This is a genomic window from Paraburkholderia sp. J10-1, from assembly GCF_905220165.1.
GTDB lineage: Bacteria > Pseudomonadota > Gammaproteobacteria > Burkholderiales > Burkholderiaceae > Paraburkholderia.
The window spans coordinates 239,877-259,664 of record NZ_CAJMYW010000007.1 but is presented as its reverse complement, the minus strand read 5'-3'; the positions used below and the strand labels follow the sequence as shown (position 1 = coordinate 259,664).

Below are 19,788 nucleotides of genomic sequence, written 5' to 3'. Positions count from 1 at the left end.
GGTATCGCCACGTATGAGCAAGGGCGCAACAGCCATGCCCGGCTACAGGCACGCAAGACACATCGCAGGTCAATCGCACACAGCGATCTGGCACCCGAGGGTGTTCGAACGGTGGGCGCGCGGGAGATACACGAATCCGCACTGATGGCCAGGACCAAACAGTGCGGATTCAGCGGGTCCTTCATGGACCCGCGAAGAGATCAACTGCCCGCGATCGTATCGACCGGCTTGAAGTCGCCATGCTGGACCTTGTAGATGGTCACAGGCGCATCCTTCAGGTCGCCGGTCGGGTCGTACGAAATCGTCGCCGCCGAAACGCCCTTGATCGACAGCTTGTCGAGGTACGGGCCATAGACCTTGGGATCAGTCGAGTTCGCGTTTTTCATCGCGGTGAGAAGCGCCATCGTGCCATCATACGAATACGGCGAGTACGTGATGGGGTCCTCGCCAAAGCGTGCCTTGTAGCGCGACGCGTAGCTGGCGAAGCCGGGCATCTTGTCCTTCGGCAGACCGCCCATGTAGACGATCGCCCCTTCGGCCGCGCTGCCGCCGATCTTCAGGAAGGTGGGCGAGCGCGACATTTCACCGGTCACGAACGCCGCCTTGATGCCGAGCTGGCGCATCTTGCGGATCATCGGCGACGACTGCGCGTCGCCGCCGCCATAGAACACCGCATCCGGATTCATGCCCTTCAGATTGGTCAGGATTGCAGAGAAGTCGAGTGCCTTGTCGTTCGTGTAGTCACGCTTGACCACGGTGCCGCCGGCGGCTTCGACTGCCTTCGCGAACTCGTCGGCAATGCCCTGGCCGTAGGCGGTGCGGTCGTCGATAATCGCAATGCGCTTGTAGTGCAGCGACTTCACGACATAGGAGCCGACAATGCGGCCAGCCTGCGCGTCGCTCGTCAACAGGCGAAACGTCGTCTTGTAGCCGCGCGCCGTATACACCGGCGAGGTCGCCATCGAAATCTGCGGCAGCCCGGCGCGGTTGTACAGATCGGATGCAGGAATGCTGGTGCCCGAGTTGAAGTGGCCGATGATGCCGCTCACGCCATCGTCGATCAGGCGTTGCGCCACCACGGTTCCCGTGTGCGGGTCAGCCTGGTCGTCCTGCGAGTCCAGTTCGAACGATACCGCCTTGCCGCCGATGGTGGGATGCGTGGCGTTGAAATCGTTGATGGCCAGTTGCACGCCCTTTTGCATGTCGGTGCCATAGTTCGACTGCGCGCCCGTGAGCGGCGCGGCAAAGCCAATCTTGACGACATCGGCGTGCGCGGCGGCGGATGAAAATACCCAGGCGACTACAAGTGCGGAGTGCGTTACCTTCAAATTCACTTTTCACTTCCCCTCAGGTGCATGGTGGGCAATGCCGGACATTGCCTGCTTCGGTGCCGGCGAATGCGATCTTGAGTTGTTGCGAACACGCCGGTGAGCTTCGCGCTCGCGCGAGAAGCGTGGCGAGATCGGCGAAGCCAGTCTAGGTAGCGAAAATAGGTACGTCTTGGTCGATTAGGGTTCGACTCGTGACGATTTCGGCATAGTCGGCGCAAGCGGGCGCGGACCAGGGTGCGCACGGGTAGCGGCGGCGCGCAAGCCGTGCGTAGAGGCGGATGGTGCAATCAGCACAATGCGGGCACAGCGCGCGAACGCGTGCCCACCGTCGTCACGGCGCGATCGTATAGCGCAGAATCCGGTCGCGCGACTGTTCGAGCAGGCGCGTCATGGCAGCCGCCGCCGCGTCGGCTTCGCGCGCCACGATATGCCGGCGCACGGCGTCATGCAGTTCGAGGTCTTCGCTCGGCTTCGCGGCCTGGCGCTGCATCATCTCCGACGACACGCGCAGCGCCGCCTTGATCGCATTGCCGATCGTGATGAACATGCCGTTCTGCGAGGCCGTGATGATGGCGAGATGAAACTCGAGATTCGCGTCGGCGGCTGCGCGAATGTCGGAGGCGCCATGCTGGGCCGACTGGCCGTATGCGCTCGCCAGTTCCAGGTACCGGCGCTCGATGATCTGGAAGGTGTCTTCCTTGCCGTGGCGCGCGGCGAGAAAGCTCGCGCGCGGCTCGAAGCAGATGCGCATTTCGAAGATGTCTTCGACGATCTTCGAGTCGAACTGCGCGTTGAGGCGCCAAGCGAGCACGTCGCGGTCGAGCAGGTTCCAGTCGGAGAAAGGCAGGACACGTGTGCCGATTTTGGGCGAAACGGCAATGAGCCGTTTGGCCGCCAGCTGTTTGATGGCTTCGCGCAGCGTGGTTCGGCTCACGCCGTAGGCACTGCACAGTTCGCTTTCGACCGGCAGCGCGTCGCCGGGCGCGAACTCGCCCGAGACCACGCGCATGCCGATAATCTTGGCGATCTGCGTTGTTATATTGCCAACGATCGGTTCGCGCTCGAACATCACTTCCCCTTCATGGACGTCGTGCACAGCGTGTGCGTGCTGTGTTATCGGGCGGTCGTCACAATCACGTTCCACGAGCCCGGCTTGAGCTTCGCGCGCACGCGTTCCCCCTCGACCGACACGGCGTTGTTGACTGCCGGCGCCACTGTAGTTGGCGCCTCCACCGTGTTCACCGCTTTCATGTTGGCATGATACAACTCGAGCGCGTGATCGAGCGTACGTTCGCGGCCGAGTCCACGCAGCTCGACATTCAATTCCATCTCCTCGCTCAGGTGACGATTGAGCGCGAAGAGGGTCGTCGTGCCCGTAGCGCGATCGTCCACGACCGCCGCGCAAAGATAAGGGATCTCCGGAAAGGTTTCCGCTTCGTAGGTGGGCGAATCGATCACCGGCTTGAGCACGCGGCCATGGCCGAATTTCGAGGCCTGTGCGAACGGGTGGAAGATGGTTTGACGCCACGCGCGGCCGCCGGGCTCCGTCATGATCGGCCCGATCACGTTGACGAGTTGTGCGAGACAGGCGGTCTTCACGCGGTCCGAGTTGTTCATCATCGTGATGAGCGCGCCGCCCACGACCAACGCGTCTTCGTGGTTGTAGACCTCCTCGATGAGCCGCGGCGCCTCGGGCCAGCCCGGCTTGCGCAGATCGTTGATGGTGCGCGCCTTGTACCAGACATTCCATTCGTCGAATGAAAGCATGATGCGTTTGGACGAATGCTTGCGCGCGGCCACGCTGTCGGCCACCGAGACGATTTCCTTGATGAACAGATCCATCACTTCGATATTGCCGAAGAATTCGGCAGTCGAATCGCGGCGGTTCTCGAAGTAAGTATGTAGCGAAATGAAATCGACCTGTTCGAAGCAATGGTCGAGCACGCGGTCTTCCCACGCGCCATAGGTGGGCATTTCGTGCGTGGAGGAACCGCACGCCGCGAGCTGAATGGTGGGGTCGACCGAGCGCATGAGCTTGGCCGTTTCGAGTGCGGCCCGCCCGTATTCTTCGGCCGTCTTGCGGCAGATTTGCCACGGGCCGTCCATTTCATTGCCGAGACACCAGAACTTGATGTCGTGGGGCTTTTCATAGCCGTGCTCGCGGCGCAGGTCGGAAAGCGCCGTGCCGCCCGGGTGATTGCAATACTCGACGAAGCGGCGCGCCTCGTCGGGGCCGCGCGTGCCGAGGTTCACGCCGTACATCGGTTCGATGTCGAGCGAGCGGCACCATTCGATGAATTCGTTCGTGCCGAACTGGTTGGTTTCGGTGGAGTACCAGGCAAGATCGAGGCGGCGCGGGCGCTCTTCTCGCGGGCCTACGCCGTCTTCCCAGTTGTAGCCCGAGAGAAAGTTGCCGCCGGGATAGCGCACGATCGTCGGGCCGAGTTCGCGCGTGAGCGCCATCACGTCCTTGCGGTAGCCGCGCTCGTCGGCGTCCGGATGGCCGGGCTCGAAAATGCCGGTATAGACGCAGCGGCCCATGTGCTCGACGAAGACGCCGAACAGGCGCCGGTCGAGTTCGGAAATGACGAAGTCGCGATCGACGATGAGGCGGGAAGCGATCATGGTGTTCCTCTATCCATGCTGTAGCGGTGTGAAGTGAGGCGGTGCGCGCCGCGCAGGCGTGCACCGCATGGTGACGTTATCGTGCGAGCAGGGCGTTGGTGCGTTGTTCAGCTTCCTTCTGCACGTCGGCAACCGACTTGCCGGTCGAGAGCATGTTGCTGGTCTCTTCGCCCACGATCTGCTGGATTGCGAACTGGCGCGGCACCGTGTTCGGCAGCGCGTAACCCGTGGCCGAGATCTCCTTGATCTCCGCGCGGTGCGGCAGCGCGTTGAAGCTGGCGCTCGTGATGATCGACTCCCGTGCGGGCAGGTGGCCGGTACGCGCCCAGTCGCCGTCGTGGTCGTAGAGGAACTTGAGGAACACGAGCGCGGCGTGGCGGGTCTTCTCGTCCTTCGCGCCGCCCTTGAGCATGACCCACGAGTGACCGTCGGCCCACACGGCCTTCTTCTGGTACAGGTTCGGGAACGGCACCACGTCGTAGCCGTTCGCAAGCGGGGAGTCGGGCTTCTTCGCAAGATTCGTGAAGTCCTCGATCATCCATGTGCCGCACATGAGCACGCCCGCCTTGCCGTTTTCGAAGGCCTGATTGGCCGCGCCGTAGTCAAGGCCCGGCGTGATCGAGCCCGCCTTCATGAGCTTGTCGTAGAGCGTGAGCGCGTTGGTGGCGGCCGGCGTGTGCATGTCGATCTTCGTCGGGCCATTGGGGAACAGCGTGCCGTTTTGCTGATAGACCCAGGTGTCGAACGTGCGCGTTTGCGCGGCCGACTCATTGGCGATCGGCACGGCAAAATAGGGCAGACCCGTCTTGTCCTTGAATTGCTGCGCCTGCGCGAGCAGTTCGTCGGGCGTCTTCGGCAGGATGGGTTTGCCGCTCGCGTCGACGAGCCCCGCCTTCTTGAACAGGTTCACGTTGATGTGCCAGAGCCACGAATGCGTGTCGAACGGCAGCGCATAGGTCTTGTCGCCGAACGTCACGGCGCGGTGCGCCTGGGCCGTGAAATCGCTCTTGTCCACGCCAACCGACTTGAAGCCGTCGTCGAGCGGTTCGACCAGATTGCGCTTCACGTAGTCGCCCAGCACGGCTTCGTGCATGACCGAGATGGTCGGCACGTCGCGGCTCAGAATGCGCGCGTCGAGCTGCGTATAGTAGGGCGCCCACTCGATGATCTGCGGTTTGACGACGATGTCTTCCTTGTTCGTCGCGTTGAACTGGTTCACGAGCGTCGTGATGATGCCGCACTCGCCCGAGGCCTGGCTCACGTCGTTGACCTTGCCGTATTCGGCGTCGCAAGCGCCGAAGAAGCGCGACAGCGTGATTTCCGTTTTGGCCTGGGCCGGCGCGGTCAAACCAGCCGCGAGGCCGAGCGCTGCGAGCGTGAGTACGCCGCGCACCAACGATCTTCTCATGTCTCTCTCCTGTTGAAGATCCAGCTGCCGCGCTGTCGCTGCGCTCCCAGTGGATCGTTTTGTTTGTACTACGAATTAATTAAAAATAGAGCGCAACAGATCGAAGCGTGACTCGATGGCGTCGTCTACCGAACCGCGGTGCCGGCCACGGCCGCCACGATGTACTTCTGGAAGAACAGATACAGCACGAAGATGGGCAAGCCGGCGAAGACGGCTTGGGCCATGAGGTAACCAATGCCTTCGGACTGGGCGAAATTGCCTTGCGTGGAAGCGAGCCCAATTGTCAGCGTGTACATCTCGGGCTTCGAGGCGGACACGAGCGGCCAGAGATAGTCGTTCCACGCACTGAGAAACGTGAAGATGGCGAGCGTGGCTTGCGCCGGCAGCGAAAGCGGCAGCACGACGCGCCAGAACACCTTGAAACGCGAAGCATTGTCGAGCAACGCGGCCTCTTCGATCTCGATGGGCACGGCCTTGAAGTACTGCGTCATGAGATACACGCCGAACGGCGAGGCGAGACGCGGCAGAATCAGCGCGCCATAGGTGTTGTGCCAGTCGAGCGAGGCGAAGATATGGTGTAGCGGAATCACGAGCGCCTGCTCGGGCACCGCGAGTCCGCAAAGGCAGAGCACGTAGAGATAACGCTTGCCGGGAAACTCGGTGCGCGCGAAGCCGTAGCCCGCGAGCGAGGCGATGACGAGCGTGAGCAGCGTCTGGCCGATCGAAACGATGAGGCTGTTGACGAGCCACCCACCCACCGCCGAGGTGTTGAGGATGTTCGTGTAGTTCCGCAGCGTGAAGGGCGGCGAGAAGAGCACGTCGGTGTGCTGCTCGAGAAACGCGTTCGGTTTGAACGAGAGGCACAGCACCCAGACGAGCGGCGTGATCCACAGCAGCGCGAGCACCACCACGGCGCCGAGCATCAGGCGGTCGCCCATGCGGCCCGTTAGCGAGCCGCGCGAGCGCGTTTCGAAAGCCAGCGTGCTCATGCCTTCTCCTTCTTGCGCAGAAGCCAGGCCTGCGCAACCACCCCGATCAGCATCAGCGCGAAAAGCACTTGCGCCGCTGCCGCGGAATAGCCGAACGACCATTGGCGGAAGCCGGTTTCGTAGATGAATTGCACGAGCGGGCGCGTGGAGTTGTTCGGGCCGCCGTCTGTGAGCAGCTGGGCCTGGCCGAACAACTGGAACTGCAGCACCGCTTCGATCACTGCCACGAGCGCGACAGTGCGCCAGATGGAAGGCAGTGTGATTTTCGTGAACGTGCGCCAGCGCGAAGCGCTGTCGAGCGCCGCGGCTTCGTAAAGCTCCTGCGGAATCTGCTGGAGCGCCGCGAGAAACAGCATCATCGGCAGGCCCATGATCCACCAGACCGTGACGACGGCGATGGCGGGCAGCGCGGTGGCCTCGTGCATCAGCGGAACGAATTCCGGCAAATGGAGCGCGTGGCTCATGTCGGCGAGCAGGCCGTTGCCGGGCATCATCACGAGCTTCCAGACCAGCGTGACAATTGTGACCGATAACACCGAAGACCCGAAAAACAGCGCGCGCAGCGCTGCGCCGAAGCGGCCGGGGCGGTTCAGCACCAGCGCTAGCGCCAGGCCAAGCAGAACGAAAATCGGGACCGTGAGGATGACGAAGTAGAACGTGTTACGCAACGCGCCGCGAAAAATTGGGTCGAGCGTGAGGTCGAGATAGTTGCGCATGCCGATGAACTCGCTCGTGCCGGCGAGCAGGTCCACGCGTTGCAGGCTGAGCCACCAGCCGAGGCACAACGGGACGATCAGCAACAGCACGTAGACGATCACGAACGGCAGCACGAACAGCGCGTTGGACCATGGCGCGCGCAGGTTGCGCCGCCGGCCGTCGCGCGTTTTTGGCAGCGGGATTGCGAGCGAGCGATTAGAGGCCATGCCACGCCTTCCCGGTTTCGTCGAACACATGCAGGTGCGCCGCGTCGAGACTCATGCGGATCGTGTCTCCGGTTTCGATATCGAGCTCGCGCGCACGCGGCAACTCGGCCACGAGCAATTGGCCGTTGGGCATGCTCACATGGGCGAGCGAGCGGTCACCGAGCCGCTCGATGACTTCGGCGCGGCCAACCAGCGGCCCTTGCGGGTCCAGCAGCACGTGTTCGGCGCGTACGCCCAGCGTGAGCTTGCCCGCGGGCAGGCTCGCTGTGGCAATGGCCGTGGGCGCGTGCACGCCGTCGAACGGCAGTCCGACGATCAACCGGCCGCCGTTGTCGCCCACCCGCTCGACATCGATGAAGTTCATGGCCGGCGTGCCGATGAAGCCCGCGACGAAGCGCGTGGCGGGCCGTTTGTAGATCTCGAGCGGCGCGCCGATCTGCTCGATACGCCCGCGGTTCATGACCACGATGCGGGTGGCGAGCGTCATGGCTTCCACCTGGTCGTGCGTGACGAACACCATGGTCGAGTGCAGGCGCTGATGAATGCGCGCCAGTTCGAGGCGCGTGCGAGTGCGCAGCGCGGCGTCGAGGTTGGAGAGCGGCTCGTCGAACAGGAACGCTTCGGGCTCCTTCACGACGGCGCGCCCGATTGCAACGCGCTGGCGCTGACCGCCCGAAAGCTGGGCGGGGCGGCGCTGCAGCAGCGGGCTGAGTTCGAGCATGCGCGCGGCTTCGTTGATGCGCTGGTCGACTTCGCCCGCGCTCACACCCGTATTGCGCAGGCCGAACGCCATGTTGTCGTACACGGTCATGTGCGGGTAGAGCGCGTAGTGCTGAAACACCATCGCCACGCCGCGCTTGCCCGGAGGCTGTTCGTTCACGCGCCGCTCGCCAATGCTGATCTGGCCGTCGCTCACGGTTTCGAGCCCGGCGATCATGCGCAGCAATGTGGATTTTCCGCAGCCCGAGGGGCCAAGGAAGACAAGGAACTCACCGGATTGAATGTCGAGGTCGAGGCCGGTGATCACCTCGGTTTCGCCATACCGCTTCGTTACGCCGCTCAGTCGGATGCCCGTCACGGTGCCTCCTGTGGAGTAGTCTCGTACCGCCGCTTTTAGTGCGTTGATATTATGAAAAGAGCGGCCACCTAACCCATTCGTGTAAACACTGATCATCCGGTGTCCCAAATAATGGGTTCTATGCGAATTGCGTGAGGGGCTGAATTCGCACGTGACGTGGGGGTGTTGATTGATCAAAGAGGGAGGATGCGCTAATTGAAATTAAAATTATTTGGCATCCTGAATAAAGACAAGGAAGTTGTTTTGACCTGGGTGCCGGCGTTGCCGGTCCCCGTCGGCGATCAGTCCAGCACCAACGTGCCGAGCGCAAATGCGCCGAGCGCGGCCACCGCAATCCCGACCCAGTAGGCGAGATTCCATTGCGGCAACAGGCCCTCGCGCCGCAGCGCATTGACGCGGCGCTTATGCTGCACGACCGCGACCAGCAAGGCCACCGTCCCGATCACGACCATCGCCGTGCCGACCGCGCGCGGCGACCACGTTGTGCCGAAATGCCCGACAATGGGCGCGCCCTTCTGGCTTTCCACGTATTCGAAAAACTTCGCGAGCGTAAAGCCGAAGCTGATCATCGACAGCGCGGTGCGCAGCCAGGCCATGAGCGTGCGTTCGGCCGCGAGAAAGGTGCGCTCGATCGCGAGCGAGGTGCGTGCGCGCGTTTGCAGCGTGCCTTCGTCGGGCTTGACGGGCGCCGACAAGTCCGTGTCGGGTATCAAGGGATTGTCGCGGTCATGTGAGGTAGGCATGGCGTGACCTTTAAGGCGTGCCGGATGAAAGCGCTGAGCGGCTGCGTTGCCATTTCACGTATGGAATGGCCAGCATCGTGCACAGGATCAGATAGAGCACCAGCGTGGGTGCGAACTGCTCGCCGGGAAAGTTGACAGCGGAAATGGACAGTGCGATGGCGGGATGGCGCGAGGCGGTGGACAGCGCAAGCACTGATGCGTGCTGCTGCTCGGGCCCGCCGAGCCAGTGCCCGACGATCAGGCCCGCAAGCACGAAGGCAACGATGGCGACTACCGTCCAGTGGCCGGTGGCCACCCAGATTCCATGCCAGGTGCCTGCCAGCAGGGCGAGTATGCCCGCAAACAGCAGTACGGTGGCCACGAGCCGAACGGGCGCGAGCAGGCGCTGTGCGGCGCCTGAAGCGAGCTTCGAGACCAGCACGCCCGCCACGAGCGGGGCGATGATCATGGTCAGCACGATTTTCATGATCGCAACCGGGCCGACCGCTATCGCTTCGGCAAAGAGCCAGTTCAAGAGTGCCACCGAGAGCGGAACCGTGACGATGGAAACCAGCGCAAGCACCACGAGCAAACCCAGGCCGTAGGGCGCGATGCCGCCTGCTTTCTTGTGTTTTCTGGGCAATAGCGGCGGCACCGGCGAGATGGCGAGCGCGATCAGCACGACGGCGGTCGGCTGCGGCAACTGGAGGTAATACACGCACGCGACCACGATGAGCGGCATGATAACCAGCATGGCGATGAGCGAGCGCACGAGCAGGCCGGGCCGGCGTGCGATGTAGAGCAGGTCGTCGCGCGTGGCCTGCAAGCCATACGTGAAGACCGTTCCTGCAATGGCGCACTGGAGCGCGAGGAGAGTCAGGGCCTTGGCGTCCATGGATGTCCTGGCACGGCGTGCCCTCGGTGGCGTGCGGACGAACGCCACCCGAGGGCTGCACTAACGCAGTGGCGCGCGAACACGCGCCGCGTGGGCTGACTGGCGGTGGCTAGCGGTGGCTAGCGGTGGCTAGCGGTGACCGCCGCCTGCGGCGTCCATCATCTTCTCGACCACCTGGTCCACGCCGAAGCTCGCCGCTTTCTGGCGTGGCGGGAATTCCTTGAAGGTCTGCAGGAATTCGGCGACGCCGGCTTGTGCCGGCACGAGAATGAAGACGTGATCGAGCAGCCAGTCGTAGTAGGTGTTGGATGTGATATCGGCCCGTTCGTAGGGGTCTGTTCGCAGGTTGAATATCTTCGGCACCCGCAAGGTGACGAGCGGTTCGGCCCATATCCTCAATGTGCCGGTCGTGCGCTGCTCCATGAAGACCACTTTCCAGTTGTCGAAGCGCAGGCACGCGAGGTCGCCGTCGTCGGTGAAATAGAAGAAGCCTTTTCGCTCCGGCTTCTTCGCCTTGCCGGTGAAGTAGGGCAGCAGGCTGAAACCGTCGAGATGGACCTTGAAGTCCTTGCCATTGGCCTTGAAGCCTTTCTTGAGTTCCTCCTTGATATCCGGGTTGCCCGCTGCATCGACGATGGTGGGCAGCCAGTCGAGGTGGCTCACGATCTCGTTGCACACCGTGCCCGGCTCGATCACCCCCGGCCAGCGCACGAGGCAGGGCACGCGGTACGCACCTTCCCAGTTGGAGTTCTTCTCGTTGCGAAACGGCGTCATGCCGGCGTCGGGCCAGGAGTTCATGTGCGGACCGTTGTCGGTGCTGTACATGACCATCGTGTCGTCCGCAATGCCCAGTTCGTCGAGCAACGCGAGCATCTCGCCGATATGCTTGTCGTGCTCGACCATGCAGTCATGATATTCGGACTGCCAACGACCTGCCTGGCCACGGATGCGGTCCTCGATATGCGTGCGGAAGTGCATGTGCGAGGTGTTGAACCAGAGGAAGAACGGCTTGTCTTCTTTATGCGCTTTCTGGATGAACTCCTTCGCGGCCGCGAGAAATTCGGTATCGACCGTTTTCATCCGCTCTCTGGTGAGCGGGCCGGTATTGTCGATCTTCTGGCCGCCCTTGCCGTCGGACCAGCAGTGCAGCACGCCGCGCGGGCCGTACTTCTTGCGGAAGTCGGGAAACTCGTTGGCATCGGGGTAGTCGGGTAGTTCCGGCTCTTCCTCGGCGTTGAGGTGATAGAGGTTGCCGAAGAACTCGTCGAAGCCGTGCATCGTGGGGAGATGCTCGTCGCGATCGCCGAAATGGTTCTTGCCGAATTGTCCGGTGCTATAGCCAAGGTCCTTCAGCAGTTCCGGAATATTCGGATCCTCGGCGCGCATACCGAGCGGCGCACCGGGCAGGCCGACCTTGGTCAGTCCCGTGCGCAAGCCGCACTGTCCCGTGATGAACGACGCGCGGCCTGCGGTGCAGCTCTGTTCGCCGTAGTAGTCGGTGAACACTGCGCCGGCCTCGCCGATGCTGTCGATGTTGGGTGTGCGGTAGCCCATCAGCCCCTTCGTGAAGATGCTGAGATTGGACTGGCCGATGTCGTCGCCCCAGAGGATCAGGAAGTTGGGTTTCTTCTTGCCCGCCATGGAACACTCCTTGTCGTAGAGCTACCGTCGACGGTAGCGGTGTGGGATTCAACCGGAAGCGTTATCGCGGACCACGCAACGAAAGCCCACATGGCACGTGGAGGTATCGACAGGCTGAGCCATTCTCGCGGCGGGCCGGTAACGCCTGCAGTAATTCGGTGCGCACAGGTACGAGCCACCCTTCATGACCTTGCGCGGTATCGTGAGTTGCGGCGTGCGCGGGTCGACGCTGGATTCGATGGTTCCGCCGCGCGGATTGTCCAGCGTGCAGCACGCCTTAACGATCTTGCCGTGATCCTGGTACCAGTCGCTCGTCCACTCCCACACGTTGCCGGCCATGTCGTAGAGGCCGTAGCCGTTGGGCGCAAACGAGCCGACCGGCGCAGTCCATTCGTAGCCGTCTTCGAGCAGGTTCTGCCACGGAAACTCGCCTTGCCACGTATTGGCCATTTGCCGGCCTTCGGGTGTGAACTCATCGCCCCATACGAACTCGGCGCCCTCCAGGCCGCCGCGCGCGGCGAATTCCCATTCGGCTTCGGTGGGCAGGTCCTTGCCCGCCCAGTGCGCGTAAGCGGCGGCGTCCTCATAGGAGACGTGCACGACGGGATGATCCTCGAGCCCTTCCAGTGAACTGGCCGGGCCGCGTGGATGCCGCCAGTCCGCGCCCCGCGTGTAGGCCCACCAGTTGTAGTGATTGCGCAGGTCAACGCGGCGTGGAGGTTTGGCGAACGTCACCGAAGAGGGCTCCAGCATCTCGGGCAATGCGCCGGGATAATCGTCGGGGTTTGCCGGCCGCTCGGCTGAGGTGATGTAGCCGGTCGCGTCGACGAATTGCCTGAACTGGGCATTCGTGACCGTATGGCGATCTATCCAGAAGCTGCGAACGCGCACTTTGTGCGCCGGCGCTTCTTCCGGGTAGTGCTGATTCGAGCCCATCAGGAATGTGCCGCCCGCAATGTGGACCATATCTGGCGATCCAGTTGGCGAGGCGGTGTCACGGATGTCACTGGTCGCTTCAGGTGCGGGATGGGCCATGGTCAGCCGGAGCGTTGACGTACCGGCGTTCAGTATCGGAGCGGCCACACGGTTTCGCTATCGGTAGAAGGGGCAACGGGATTGCCCGCAAGGGCAGGGCAATACGGGCTGTCATTTCATTGGTTTCGATTCATATTGAATATTCGCCATACTAAACATGAGGTGTCTGATAACGTCAGTTTCCAACCTTTCTGTACAGTCAGGAGCCGGGGAACTGGGGAAATTGCTATAACGCATTGCATGAAGGGGGGATGAACTGCGCCAGTCGCTTGCTGCAAACCTGAAGCCGCCAAATCCAGCTTTCAAGGTCAAATGGCGCAGCATGCCTTCGGCAATCGGCTGAGTGGAAGATCTTCTTTTTGAAGGGATGGCGTGAAGCGAACGAATTACGGGCTTGCTAATTGACGCATTGCACTAGTCGGCATTCGCGAATATCCGGATTTAAAGACGAAGTGCGACCATGTTTCAGCGAATAATCTCACGCCGTGCCTGAAATGGAGAAAGGCGCTTTGCCACGCACCGTTCATGGAAGCCTGTCGATGCATGTTTGCGGACATCGGCGGTCTGGCGTGCTCGCCGCGCTTTCGAGTGCTTTGGCGCGGGTGCGCGGGCTTGCCGAAGCGACAGGGACAATTACGCTCGTGTGGCTGCTCATTGGCGCGGCGGCCGCGCTCGCCGCGGAACCCGCGCGCGTGGAGATCCTCGCGGGCGCAGACCCGATACAGCCGGCTGTCCTGGTACAGATCAAGGCGCTCAGAAGCATACTGGAGACGTCCGCTGCAAACGGTGCGGAAGTGTATCTCGACGCACTCGACGGCTTTCGCTTCGGCTCCGACGACCTCGCGCCCGAATTTCTGGCGCTAATGAAGAAGAAGTATGCGGATCAGCGCATCGATCTCGTGGTGGGGATAGGCATCCATGCCGCCGATTTCGCATTGAAGAATCACGCGCAGCTATGGCCCGGCGCACCCGTACTGCTAACGAGTGTGCCTGAAGAGTGGTTTGCGCAGCACACGCTGCCCGCAGGCTTCAATCGCGTGCCGTTTCGAATCGACATCACGAAAACGCTGGCGATCGCGGAGGACCTCCAACCCGACGCGCATCGACTCGTGGTGATCGGGGGCGCGACCGACACCGATTACTCATTCATCGATCGCGTCGCTCAGGTGGCAACGTTGCACGGCGCTCACTGGAGCACCGTCGAAACATGGCGGGGGCTGCCGTTGCGCGAGATCGAGCAGCGGCTCGCACACCTCGACAGGCAAACGGCCGTGGTCTATACGACCATGTATCGGGACAGCGAGGGGCATCGTTATTTGCCGTATCAAATCGTGCCCAATCTGGTCGCGGCTTCGCGTGCGCCCATCTACGCGTGGTATTCGACCTATCTCGACGGCGGGGTGACGGCGGGCGCCATGTACGACTTCGAAGAAAACGCTCGCTTGACCGCGCAAGCCGCGTTGTCGATCCTGCGCAGCCCAGGCCGCGTCGACGGGCCGGCGTTCCCCGCGCTGCCCGCGCGGTGCACGGCAAACGTCACGCAACTGGAACGCTATGGTCTTTCTGCCTCGGCGCTGCCAGCGGAGTGCCGGTTGATCGACTTTCCCAGGTCGATTTTCCGCGAATACCGCGGAGTGGTGCTGATCGCGCTGGCGGTGCTGCTGGCCCAGACGCTCACCATCGTCGCGTTGCTGGCGCAGCGCCGTAGCCGCCGGCTTGCGGAAGCCGAAGTCACTGCGCGGCGCGGCGAACTCGCGCGTGCGGCGCGATTCGCGACGGTGGGCGAACTGAGTGCCTCGATTGCGCATGAGGTGGGGCAGCCGCTGGGCGCGATCCTGAGCAATGCGGATGCCGCGGAACTGCTCATGAAGTCCTCGCATCTCGATGCCGACGAGTTGAGGGAAATCCTCTCCGATGTGAAGCGCGATGCATTGAGGGCCAATGACGTGGTGCAGCGTTTGCGCAGCTTGCTGCAGAAGCAGAGCGTAGCGTTCAGTCCGCTGCCGCTCGACGCCACACTGCAATGCGCGTTGAAGCTGATCGCGCCGGAAGCGAAACGACGCAACATTAGCGTGGAAGAGAATTACGCCGCAGGCAATGCGGAGATCATGGGCGACCCGGTCCAGGTCCAGCAAGTCGTACTCAATCTCGCGATCAACGCCATGGACGCCATGCAGGATACCGGCCAGGCCACCCGTATCCTCACGATAAGCACGCAACGGCTTGCCGACGGCGTTGAATTCACCGTGGCCGACCGCGGCAGCGGCTGCGGGGCCGTTTCGGCGCAGCGCCTGTTCGAGCCGTTCTATACCACCAAGCCGCACGGCATGGGGCTCGGTCTGTCTATCGTCCGCTCGATCGTAGAGGCTCATCACGGGAGCGTCGAAGTGGCGTCGCGCGAAGGGGGCGGAACGGCCTTCACGGTGTGGCTGCCCTATGCCGGCGAGTCGCTCGATGTGGCGCGAGGGCGTGCGACTCACCCGCAGCCGCGGGTGGCGAGGCTTGGCCGCGCCGGAAGCGCAGCCCAAAGAACCTCCTCTTAAGCCTGCCTGTGGAGCGGCTCAGGCCGCGGTATCGGTTTCGGGCGTCACCACGTAGAGCGTGAGCATGCGGCTCAGTGCGTCGGTCATGGCCGTATCGTCCAGCCGCAGCGGGCCGGGGTCGTTCAGCGCCGCATTGATCATCGTGGCGATAACAGTCTGGAAGCCGATTTTCAGCCGCGCCACCGCTTCCTTGTTGCGCCGCAGTTCCGGCAGGCGGATGAGGTGCGCCGCGATCTCGTCGACGAAACCGCGCGCGAACTGCTTGATGGGTTGCCAGCCGTCGGCCGTATGGTCGCGCCGCTGCAACGAAGCCCGAATCATGCCGCGATGCCTCAGGTGCCACACGCGCACGCTATCGACCACGAGACGCAGATACTCGGCGGCAGTCGTCGTGCTGGCGCCACCCCGATCCAACTCGACTGTGAGCGCGCGCTGCACGCGCGCCGCGTCGTCGAGCGCGAGACGCTGGAGCGCGTGAAAGAAGGCGTCTTTGCTTTCGAAGCGTCGATAGAACGCGCCCTTCGTAAGGTTCGCCTGACTGCACAGTTCGTTGATGCTCAGCGCCTCGTAACTGATCTCCGCAAGCAGGACCCGGCCCGCTTCCAGCAGGGCGTCGGCGGAGCGCTGGCCGCTGCGGTAGCGCGGCGCGACGAACCCGTCCCCGCTTTCCAGAGACTCGGACAACGGCTTTTCATCGTGGTGTGACATGGGAAAACCCTCGGTTGACCCGTCAAATGATACCCAATAGTATCTTTCAAAACGATACCCGTGAGTATCTTTTGTGCGCCGGGTTCGAATCACCATGGAGAGAGTCATGCACGCCACCCCCGAAAGTCCCGCGATTGTCAGTGCGGGCGCCCTCAAGACGTCGTTCAGCATCGAGCCGATGTCGCCTGTGATTGGCGCGGAGGTCGGCAACATCGACCTCACGCAGCCGCTCGACGACGACCAGTACGCCGCATTGCGCGCTGCGCTGCTCAAGCACAAGCTGCTCGTGTTCCGCGATCAGGACATTAGCGCCGCACAGCAGGTGGCACTGGCGCAGCGTTTTGGCGAGCTGGAAGTGCATCCGGTTTTTCCGCATCACCCCGATCATCCGGAGCTTGTGGTGCTGGGCGGCGACAGCAAGATCCCTGGCCGCGAAAACGTCTATCACTCGGATGTGAGCTGGCGTGCGCGTCCTTCGATGGGCTCGATGCTGCGTTGTATCGAGTGTCCGAAGGTGGGTGGCGACACGATCTGGGTGAACATGGCCGAAGCGTACGCGCGGTTGCCTGAGGCCACGCGCAACGCGCTGGAAGGCCTCATCGCCGTCCATGATCTGCTGCCCGCATTTGGCACGCGCATGACGCCCGAGGAGCGCGAGTCGCGCCGCGCCGCATTTCCGCCGGTCATGCACCCCGTCGTGCGTACGCATCCGGAAACAGGCGAGCGTGTGCTGTACGTGAACGAAGCGTTCACAACGCACCTGGCGAATTTCATCGAAAAGAATGAGGTGCGCTTTGGCTTCGATTTCCGCCTGGCCGAAATGGATTTGCTGCAATACCTGTATCGCCAGGCGGCCGTGCCCGAGTATCAGGTGCGCCTGAAGTGGCGCCCCAACACGATTGCGTTCTGGGACAACCGCTCGACGCAGCACTACGCTATTCAGGACTACTTCCCAGCTCGCAGGCGCATGCTGCGCGCGACGATTATCGGTGACGTGCCGGTTTGAACGCAGGCCACTGACAATCCCGGGAGACTCGTTCAATGAAGCTGATCGATCAGGCATGGCGCACGCCGCACAACGCGGACGATCCCGTTGCGTCCCATTTGGCGGCACGTTTCGCAGCGTTGCGCGCGGCCTTCGCCGCCGCGCCTTATCCTACCTACGCGCAACGGCGCGACACGCTCCAGGGCCTGCGTCACGCGTTGCGCCGTCACGCCGCCGATTGCGCGGCAGCCGCAGCGGCGGACTTCGGCGTGCGCGCCGCGGGCGAGACGATGCTCGTCGACCTGCTGCCTTCGCTGCTGCATATCGACCACCTGTTGCGGCATATGAAGCGCTGGATGCGGCCGTCGCGGCGCTCGCCCGAACTGTTGTTCAGCACGAATCGTGCCGCGGTCCAGTACCAGCCCAAGGGCGTGGTCGGCATTGTGGTGCCCTGGAATTTTCCGTTCTATCTCGCGCTCGGGCCGCTCGCCACCGCGCTCGCCGCGGGCAATCGCTGCCTGATCAAGACCTCGGAATACGCACCCGCCTCTTCGCGTGCGCTGCGCGCGCTGCTTGCGGACGCACTCGGCCCGGACGAAGTCGAGGTGATCGAGGGCGACGCGCAGTGCGCAAAGCGTTTTTGCGCACTGCCTTTCGATCATCTCGTGTTTACCGGCTCGCCGGCAGTGGGGCGCGAGGTGATGCGTGCCGCCGCCGACAACTTGACGCCCGTTACGCTGGAACTGGGCGGCAAGTCTCCGGCGCTCGTCTCGCGCTCGGCCGATCTCGCGCGTGCGGCGCGCCGCATCGTTCACGGCAAGACGGTGAACGCGGGCCAGATCTGCGTTGCGCCCGACTATGCGCTGGTTCCCCGCGAATCGGTCGAAGCGTTTGTGGCAGCGGCCGCGCAGGCCTTCGAAGGGTGGGTGGGCGACGGCGCGAACTATACGTCGATGATCGATGCGCGTGCACACAGCCGCATGCTCGAACTGCTGGACGACGCACGCGCGCTCGGCGCGAAGGTCACCGTATGCGGGTCGTGTGCGACGACCGGACGCCAGCTGCCGCTGCACATCGTCACCGGCGTGCGTCCGCAGATGCGCATTGCACGCGAGGAGATCTTTGGTCCGCTGCTGCCGGTGATCGCGTATGAAACCTTTGGCGATGCGCTCGACTACGTGCGCCGGGGCGAGCGTCCGCTCGCGCTTTACTGGTTCGGCGCCGATGCGCGCGAGCACGCCCGCGTGATGCAGGAAACGCACTCCGGCGGTGTCACGCTCAACGACTGGGGATGGCACGCGATGAACCACTCGCTGCCTTTCGGCGGCACCGGCATGTCGGGCATGGGCAATTACCACGGCGAGGAGGGCTTTCGCGAGCTTTCGCATGCCAAGGCCGTGTTCGCCGAGCATCGATGGTTTCCGGTCGAGTTGTTTCATCCGCCCTATGGCCGTGCGGTTCAGCGTGCGGTCTTGCGCTGGTACTTCGGCTCAGGCCGCTAAGCCGCGCCGTCTCACTTCCAGAAAACACAAGCATGCAACCCACCTATCAACCCGCGCGCGCCTGGTTCATGACGCTCATGCTGTTCCTGCTCGTTGCGATCAATTTCATCGACAAGGTCGTGCTCGGTCTCGTCGCGGCGCCGCTCATGAAAGAGCTTGGCCTGTCGCCAGCGCAATACGGACTGCTCGCGGGCAGCTTCTTCTTCCTGTTCGCGGTGACAGGCGTGGTGGGCGGTTTCCTTTCGAACCGCTGGCCCACGCGGTGGCTGCTGCTCGCGATGGCCGTGTTGTGGGCCGTTGTGCAGCTTCCGATTGCGTACAGCGCGTCGCTTGCCACCTTGATCGCCTGCCGCGTGCTGCTGGGCGCGGGCGAAGGGCCGGCGCAGCCCATCGCGATTCATGCTTGCTACAAGTGGTTTCCCGATGCAAAGCGCAATCTGCCTGTCTCGGTGTTCCAGCAGGGCGGCGTGTTCGGCATGGTCGTCGCGGGCATTGCCGTGCCCTGGATCGACGCGCGGTGGGGCTGGCGCACCAACTTCATCGTGCTGGCGGCGCTGGGTTTGGCATGGGCTGTCTTGTGGCTGATCGTCGGGCGCGAAGGGCAACTCGATGCACACGCAACGAACGTGGCAACGGGCCCGGATGCGGATGAACCCGCGCCGCGCGTGCGCTATCGGTCGCTCCTGACCGACCGCACTGTGGTGTGCATCATCGCACTGCACTTTGCGGCCTTCCTGACGCTGGCGCTTGCCCTGACCTGGCTACCGGCCTACCTGAATCAGGGGCTCGGCTTTGCGCCGCAGCGCGCCGGCCAACTCTTCGCCGCGGTGCTCGTAACGAGTGGGCCGGTGAGCCTCGTGCTTTCCGCGTGGTCGCAGCGGCTCATGACGCGTGGCGTGCCATCGCGTATTGCGCGCGGTGCGTTCGTTTGCGGGTGTCTGGCCGTTGGCGGCGTTCTGCTGCTCGGGGTTGCGGTTTGCGATTTCGGCCCATTCGTCAAGATCGCGTTGATCGCATTGGCGATTGCCACCACGCCGATCATTTATTCGCTCGGTCCCGCAATGGTCGCGCAGATCGCGCCAGCCTCGCAACGCGGCGCGGCGCTCGCCATCGAGTATTCGGTCGCGTGGATAGCAGGCATCGTCGCGCCGCCCGTAGTGGGCTGGCTGATTCGCGGCGCGCACGACAACGTAGCGGTGGGCTTCGAGCAAGGCCTGCTGCTTACCGGGGCGCTGCTCGTGGTGCTTGCGTTGGGCGGCCTCGTGGTGCTCAACCCTGAGCGGTCGATCGAGCGCATCGCACGCCGGATTGCGGCGTGATGTCAAGCATTCCGAATTGTCGTTCTCGACTGAAGTCGATGTTCGGCCAGCAATTGATAACTACGTGATAACTGCGACAGGAGA

At 63.1% G+C, this 19,788-nt stretch carries 16 protein-coding genes; 4 read left to right on the top strand and 12 right to left on the bottom strand.

Translation table 11 applies throughout. The features are described 5' to 3' along the window. Positions 1-200: 200 nt before the first annotated feature. From U5A65_RS22795 to U5A65_RS22745, 11 genes are all read right to left on the bottom strand, one after another. On the bottom strand, positions 201-1,334 hold the full coding sequence (locus U5A65_RS22795; protein ID WP_321910049.1) for a branched-chain amino acid ABC transporter substrate-binding protein: 1,134 nt from the start codon (positions 1,332-1,334) through the stop codon (positions 201-203). A 328-nt stretch (positions 1,335-1,662) separates the two neighbouring features. Continuing rightward, entirely contained in the window at positions 1,663-2,427 is a 765-nt protein-coding gene (locus U5A65_RS22790) for a FadR/GntR family transcriptional regulator (protein ID WP_321936522.1), read from the bottom strand. 17 nt (positions 2,428-2,444) lie between these two features. Beyond that, positions 2,445-3,956 (bottom strand): alpha-N-arabinofuranosidase, encoded by a 1,512-nt coding sequence (locus U5A65_RS22785; protein WP_321947523.1) that lies wholly within the window; start codon positions 3,954-3,956, stop codon positions 2,445-2,447. 76 nt (positions 3,957-4,032) lie between these two features. Further along, the gene (locus tag U5A65_RS22780; protein WP_321947521.1) at positions 4,033-5,364 is read right to left on the bottom strand and encodes an extracellular solute-binding protein; all 1,332 of its coding nucleotides are present in this window, start codon (positions 5,362-5,364) and stop codon (positions 4,033-4,035) included. A gap of 125 nt (positions 5,365-5,489) precedes the next feature. After that, positions 5,490-6,353 carry a carbohydrate ABC transporter permease gene (locus U5A65_RS22775; RefSeq protein WP_321936520.1) on the bottom strand — a complete coding sequence of 288 codons (864 nt, stop codon included), beginning with the start codon at positions 6,351-6,353 and terminating at the stop codon, positions 5,490-5,492. After that, a complete protein-coding gene (locus U5A65_RS22770) occupies positions 6,350-7,276 on the bottom strand; it encodes a sugar ABC transporter permease (protein ID WP_321910039.1) in 927 nt (308 codons plus the stop codon). The genes U5A65_RS22775 and U5A65_RS22770 overlap by 4 nt, the downstream gene beginning before the upstream one ends. Further along, the gene (locus U5A65_RS22765) at positions 7,266-8,354 is read right to left on the bottom strand and encodes a sn-glycerol-3-phosphate ABC transporter ATP-binding protein UgpC (protein WP_321910038.1); all 1,089 of its coding nucleotides are present in this window, start codon (positions 8,352-8,354) and stop codon (positions 7,266-7,268) included. Before U5A65_RS22765 ends, U5A65_RS22770 begins: the two co-directional genes overlap by 11 nt. Before the next feature lie 281 nt (positions 8,355-8,635). Further along, positions 8,636-9,097, bottom strand: a complete 462-nt coding sequence (locus U5A65_RS22760; RefSeq protein WP_321910036.1) for a DUF202 domain-containing protein — start codon at positions 9,095-9,097, stop codon at positions 8,636-8,638. A gap of 10 nt (positions 9,098-9,107) precedes the next feature. Continuing rightward, positions 9,108-9,971: a hypothetical protein gene (locus tag U5A65_RS22755; protein WP_321910034.1), complete on the bottom strand. Its 864-nt coding sequence runs from the start codon at positions 9,969-9,971 to the stop codon at positions 9,108-9,110. A gap of 129 nt (positions 9,972-10,100) precedes the next feature. Then, positions 10,101-11,612 carry an arylsulfatase gene (locus U5A65_RS22750; RefSeq protein WP_321936517.1) on the bottom strand — a complete coding sequence of 504 codons (1,512 nt, stop codon included), beginning with the start codon at positions 11,610-11,612 and terminating at the stop codon, positions 10,101-10,103. Between the two features lie 48 nt (positions 11,613-11,660). Next, positions 11,661-12,578 (bottom strand): formylglycine-generating enzyme family protein, encoded by a 918-nt coding sequence (locus U5A65_RS22745; protein ID WP_321910032.1) that lies wholly within the window; start codon positions 12,576-12,578, stop codon positions 11,661-11,663. 638 nt (positions 12,579-13,216) lie between these two features. Here U5A65_RS22745 and U5A65_RS22740 point away from each other — a divergent pair. Next, positions 13,217-15,190 carry an ATP-binding protein gene (locus U5A65_RS22740; protein WP_321947519.1) on the top strand — a complete coding sequence of 658 codons (1,974 nt, stop codon included), beginning with the start codon at positions 13,217-13,219 and terminating at the stop codon, positions 15,188-15,190. Positions 15,191-15,208: 18 nt separating this feature from the next. On the opposite strand, the gene U5A65_RS22735 is transcribed toward U5A65_RS22740, so the two are convergent. After that, positions 15,209-15,898, bottom strand: a complete 690-nt coding sequence (locus U5A65_RS22735; protein WP_321936515.1) for a helix-turn-helix domain-containing protein — start codon at positions 15,896-15,898, stop codon at positions 15,209-15,211. A gap of 106 nt (positions 15,899-16,004) precedes the next feature. Between U5A65_RS22735 and U5A65_RS22730 the strand changes: the two genes are divergently transcribed. Genes U5A65_RS22730 through U5A65_RS22720 form a run of 3 tightly spaced genes read left to right on the top strand, consistent with a single transcriptional unit; the run spans position 16,005 to position 19,704 of the window. Then, positions 16,005-16,904 carry a TauD/TfdA dioxygenase family protein gene (locus U5A65_RS22730; RefSeq protein ID WP_321910025.1) on the top strand — a complete coding sequence of 300 codons (900 nt, stop codon included), beginning with the start codon at positions 16,005-16,007 and terminating at the stop codon, positions 16,902-16,904. Positions 16,905-16,939: 35 nt separating this feature from the next. After that, a complete protein-coding gene (locus U5A65_RS22725; protein ID WP_321947517.1) occupies positions 16,940-18,385 on the top strand; it encodes an aldehyde dehydrogenase family protein in 1,446 nt (481 codons plus the stop codon). Positions 18,386-18,417: 32 nt separating this feature from the next. Further along, positions 18,418-19,704 carry an MFS transporter gene (locus U5A65_RS22720; RefSeq protein ID WP_321947515.1) on the top strand — a complete coding sequence of 429 codons (1,287 nt, stop codon included), beginning with the start codon at positions 18,418-18,420 and terminating at the stop codon, positions 19,702-19,704. Positions 19,705-19,788 lie beyond the last annotated feature (84 nt).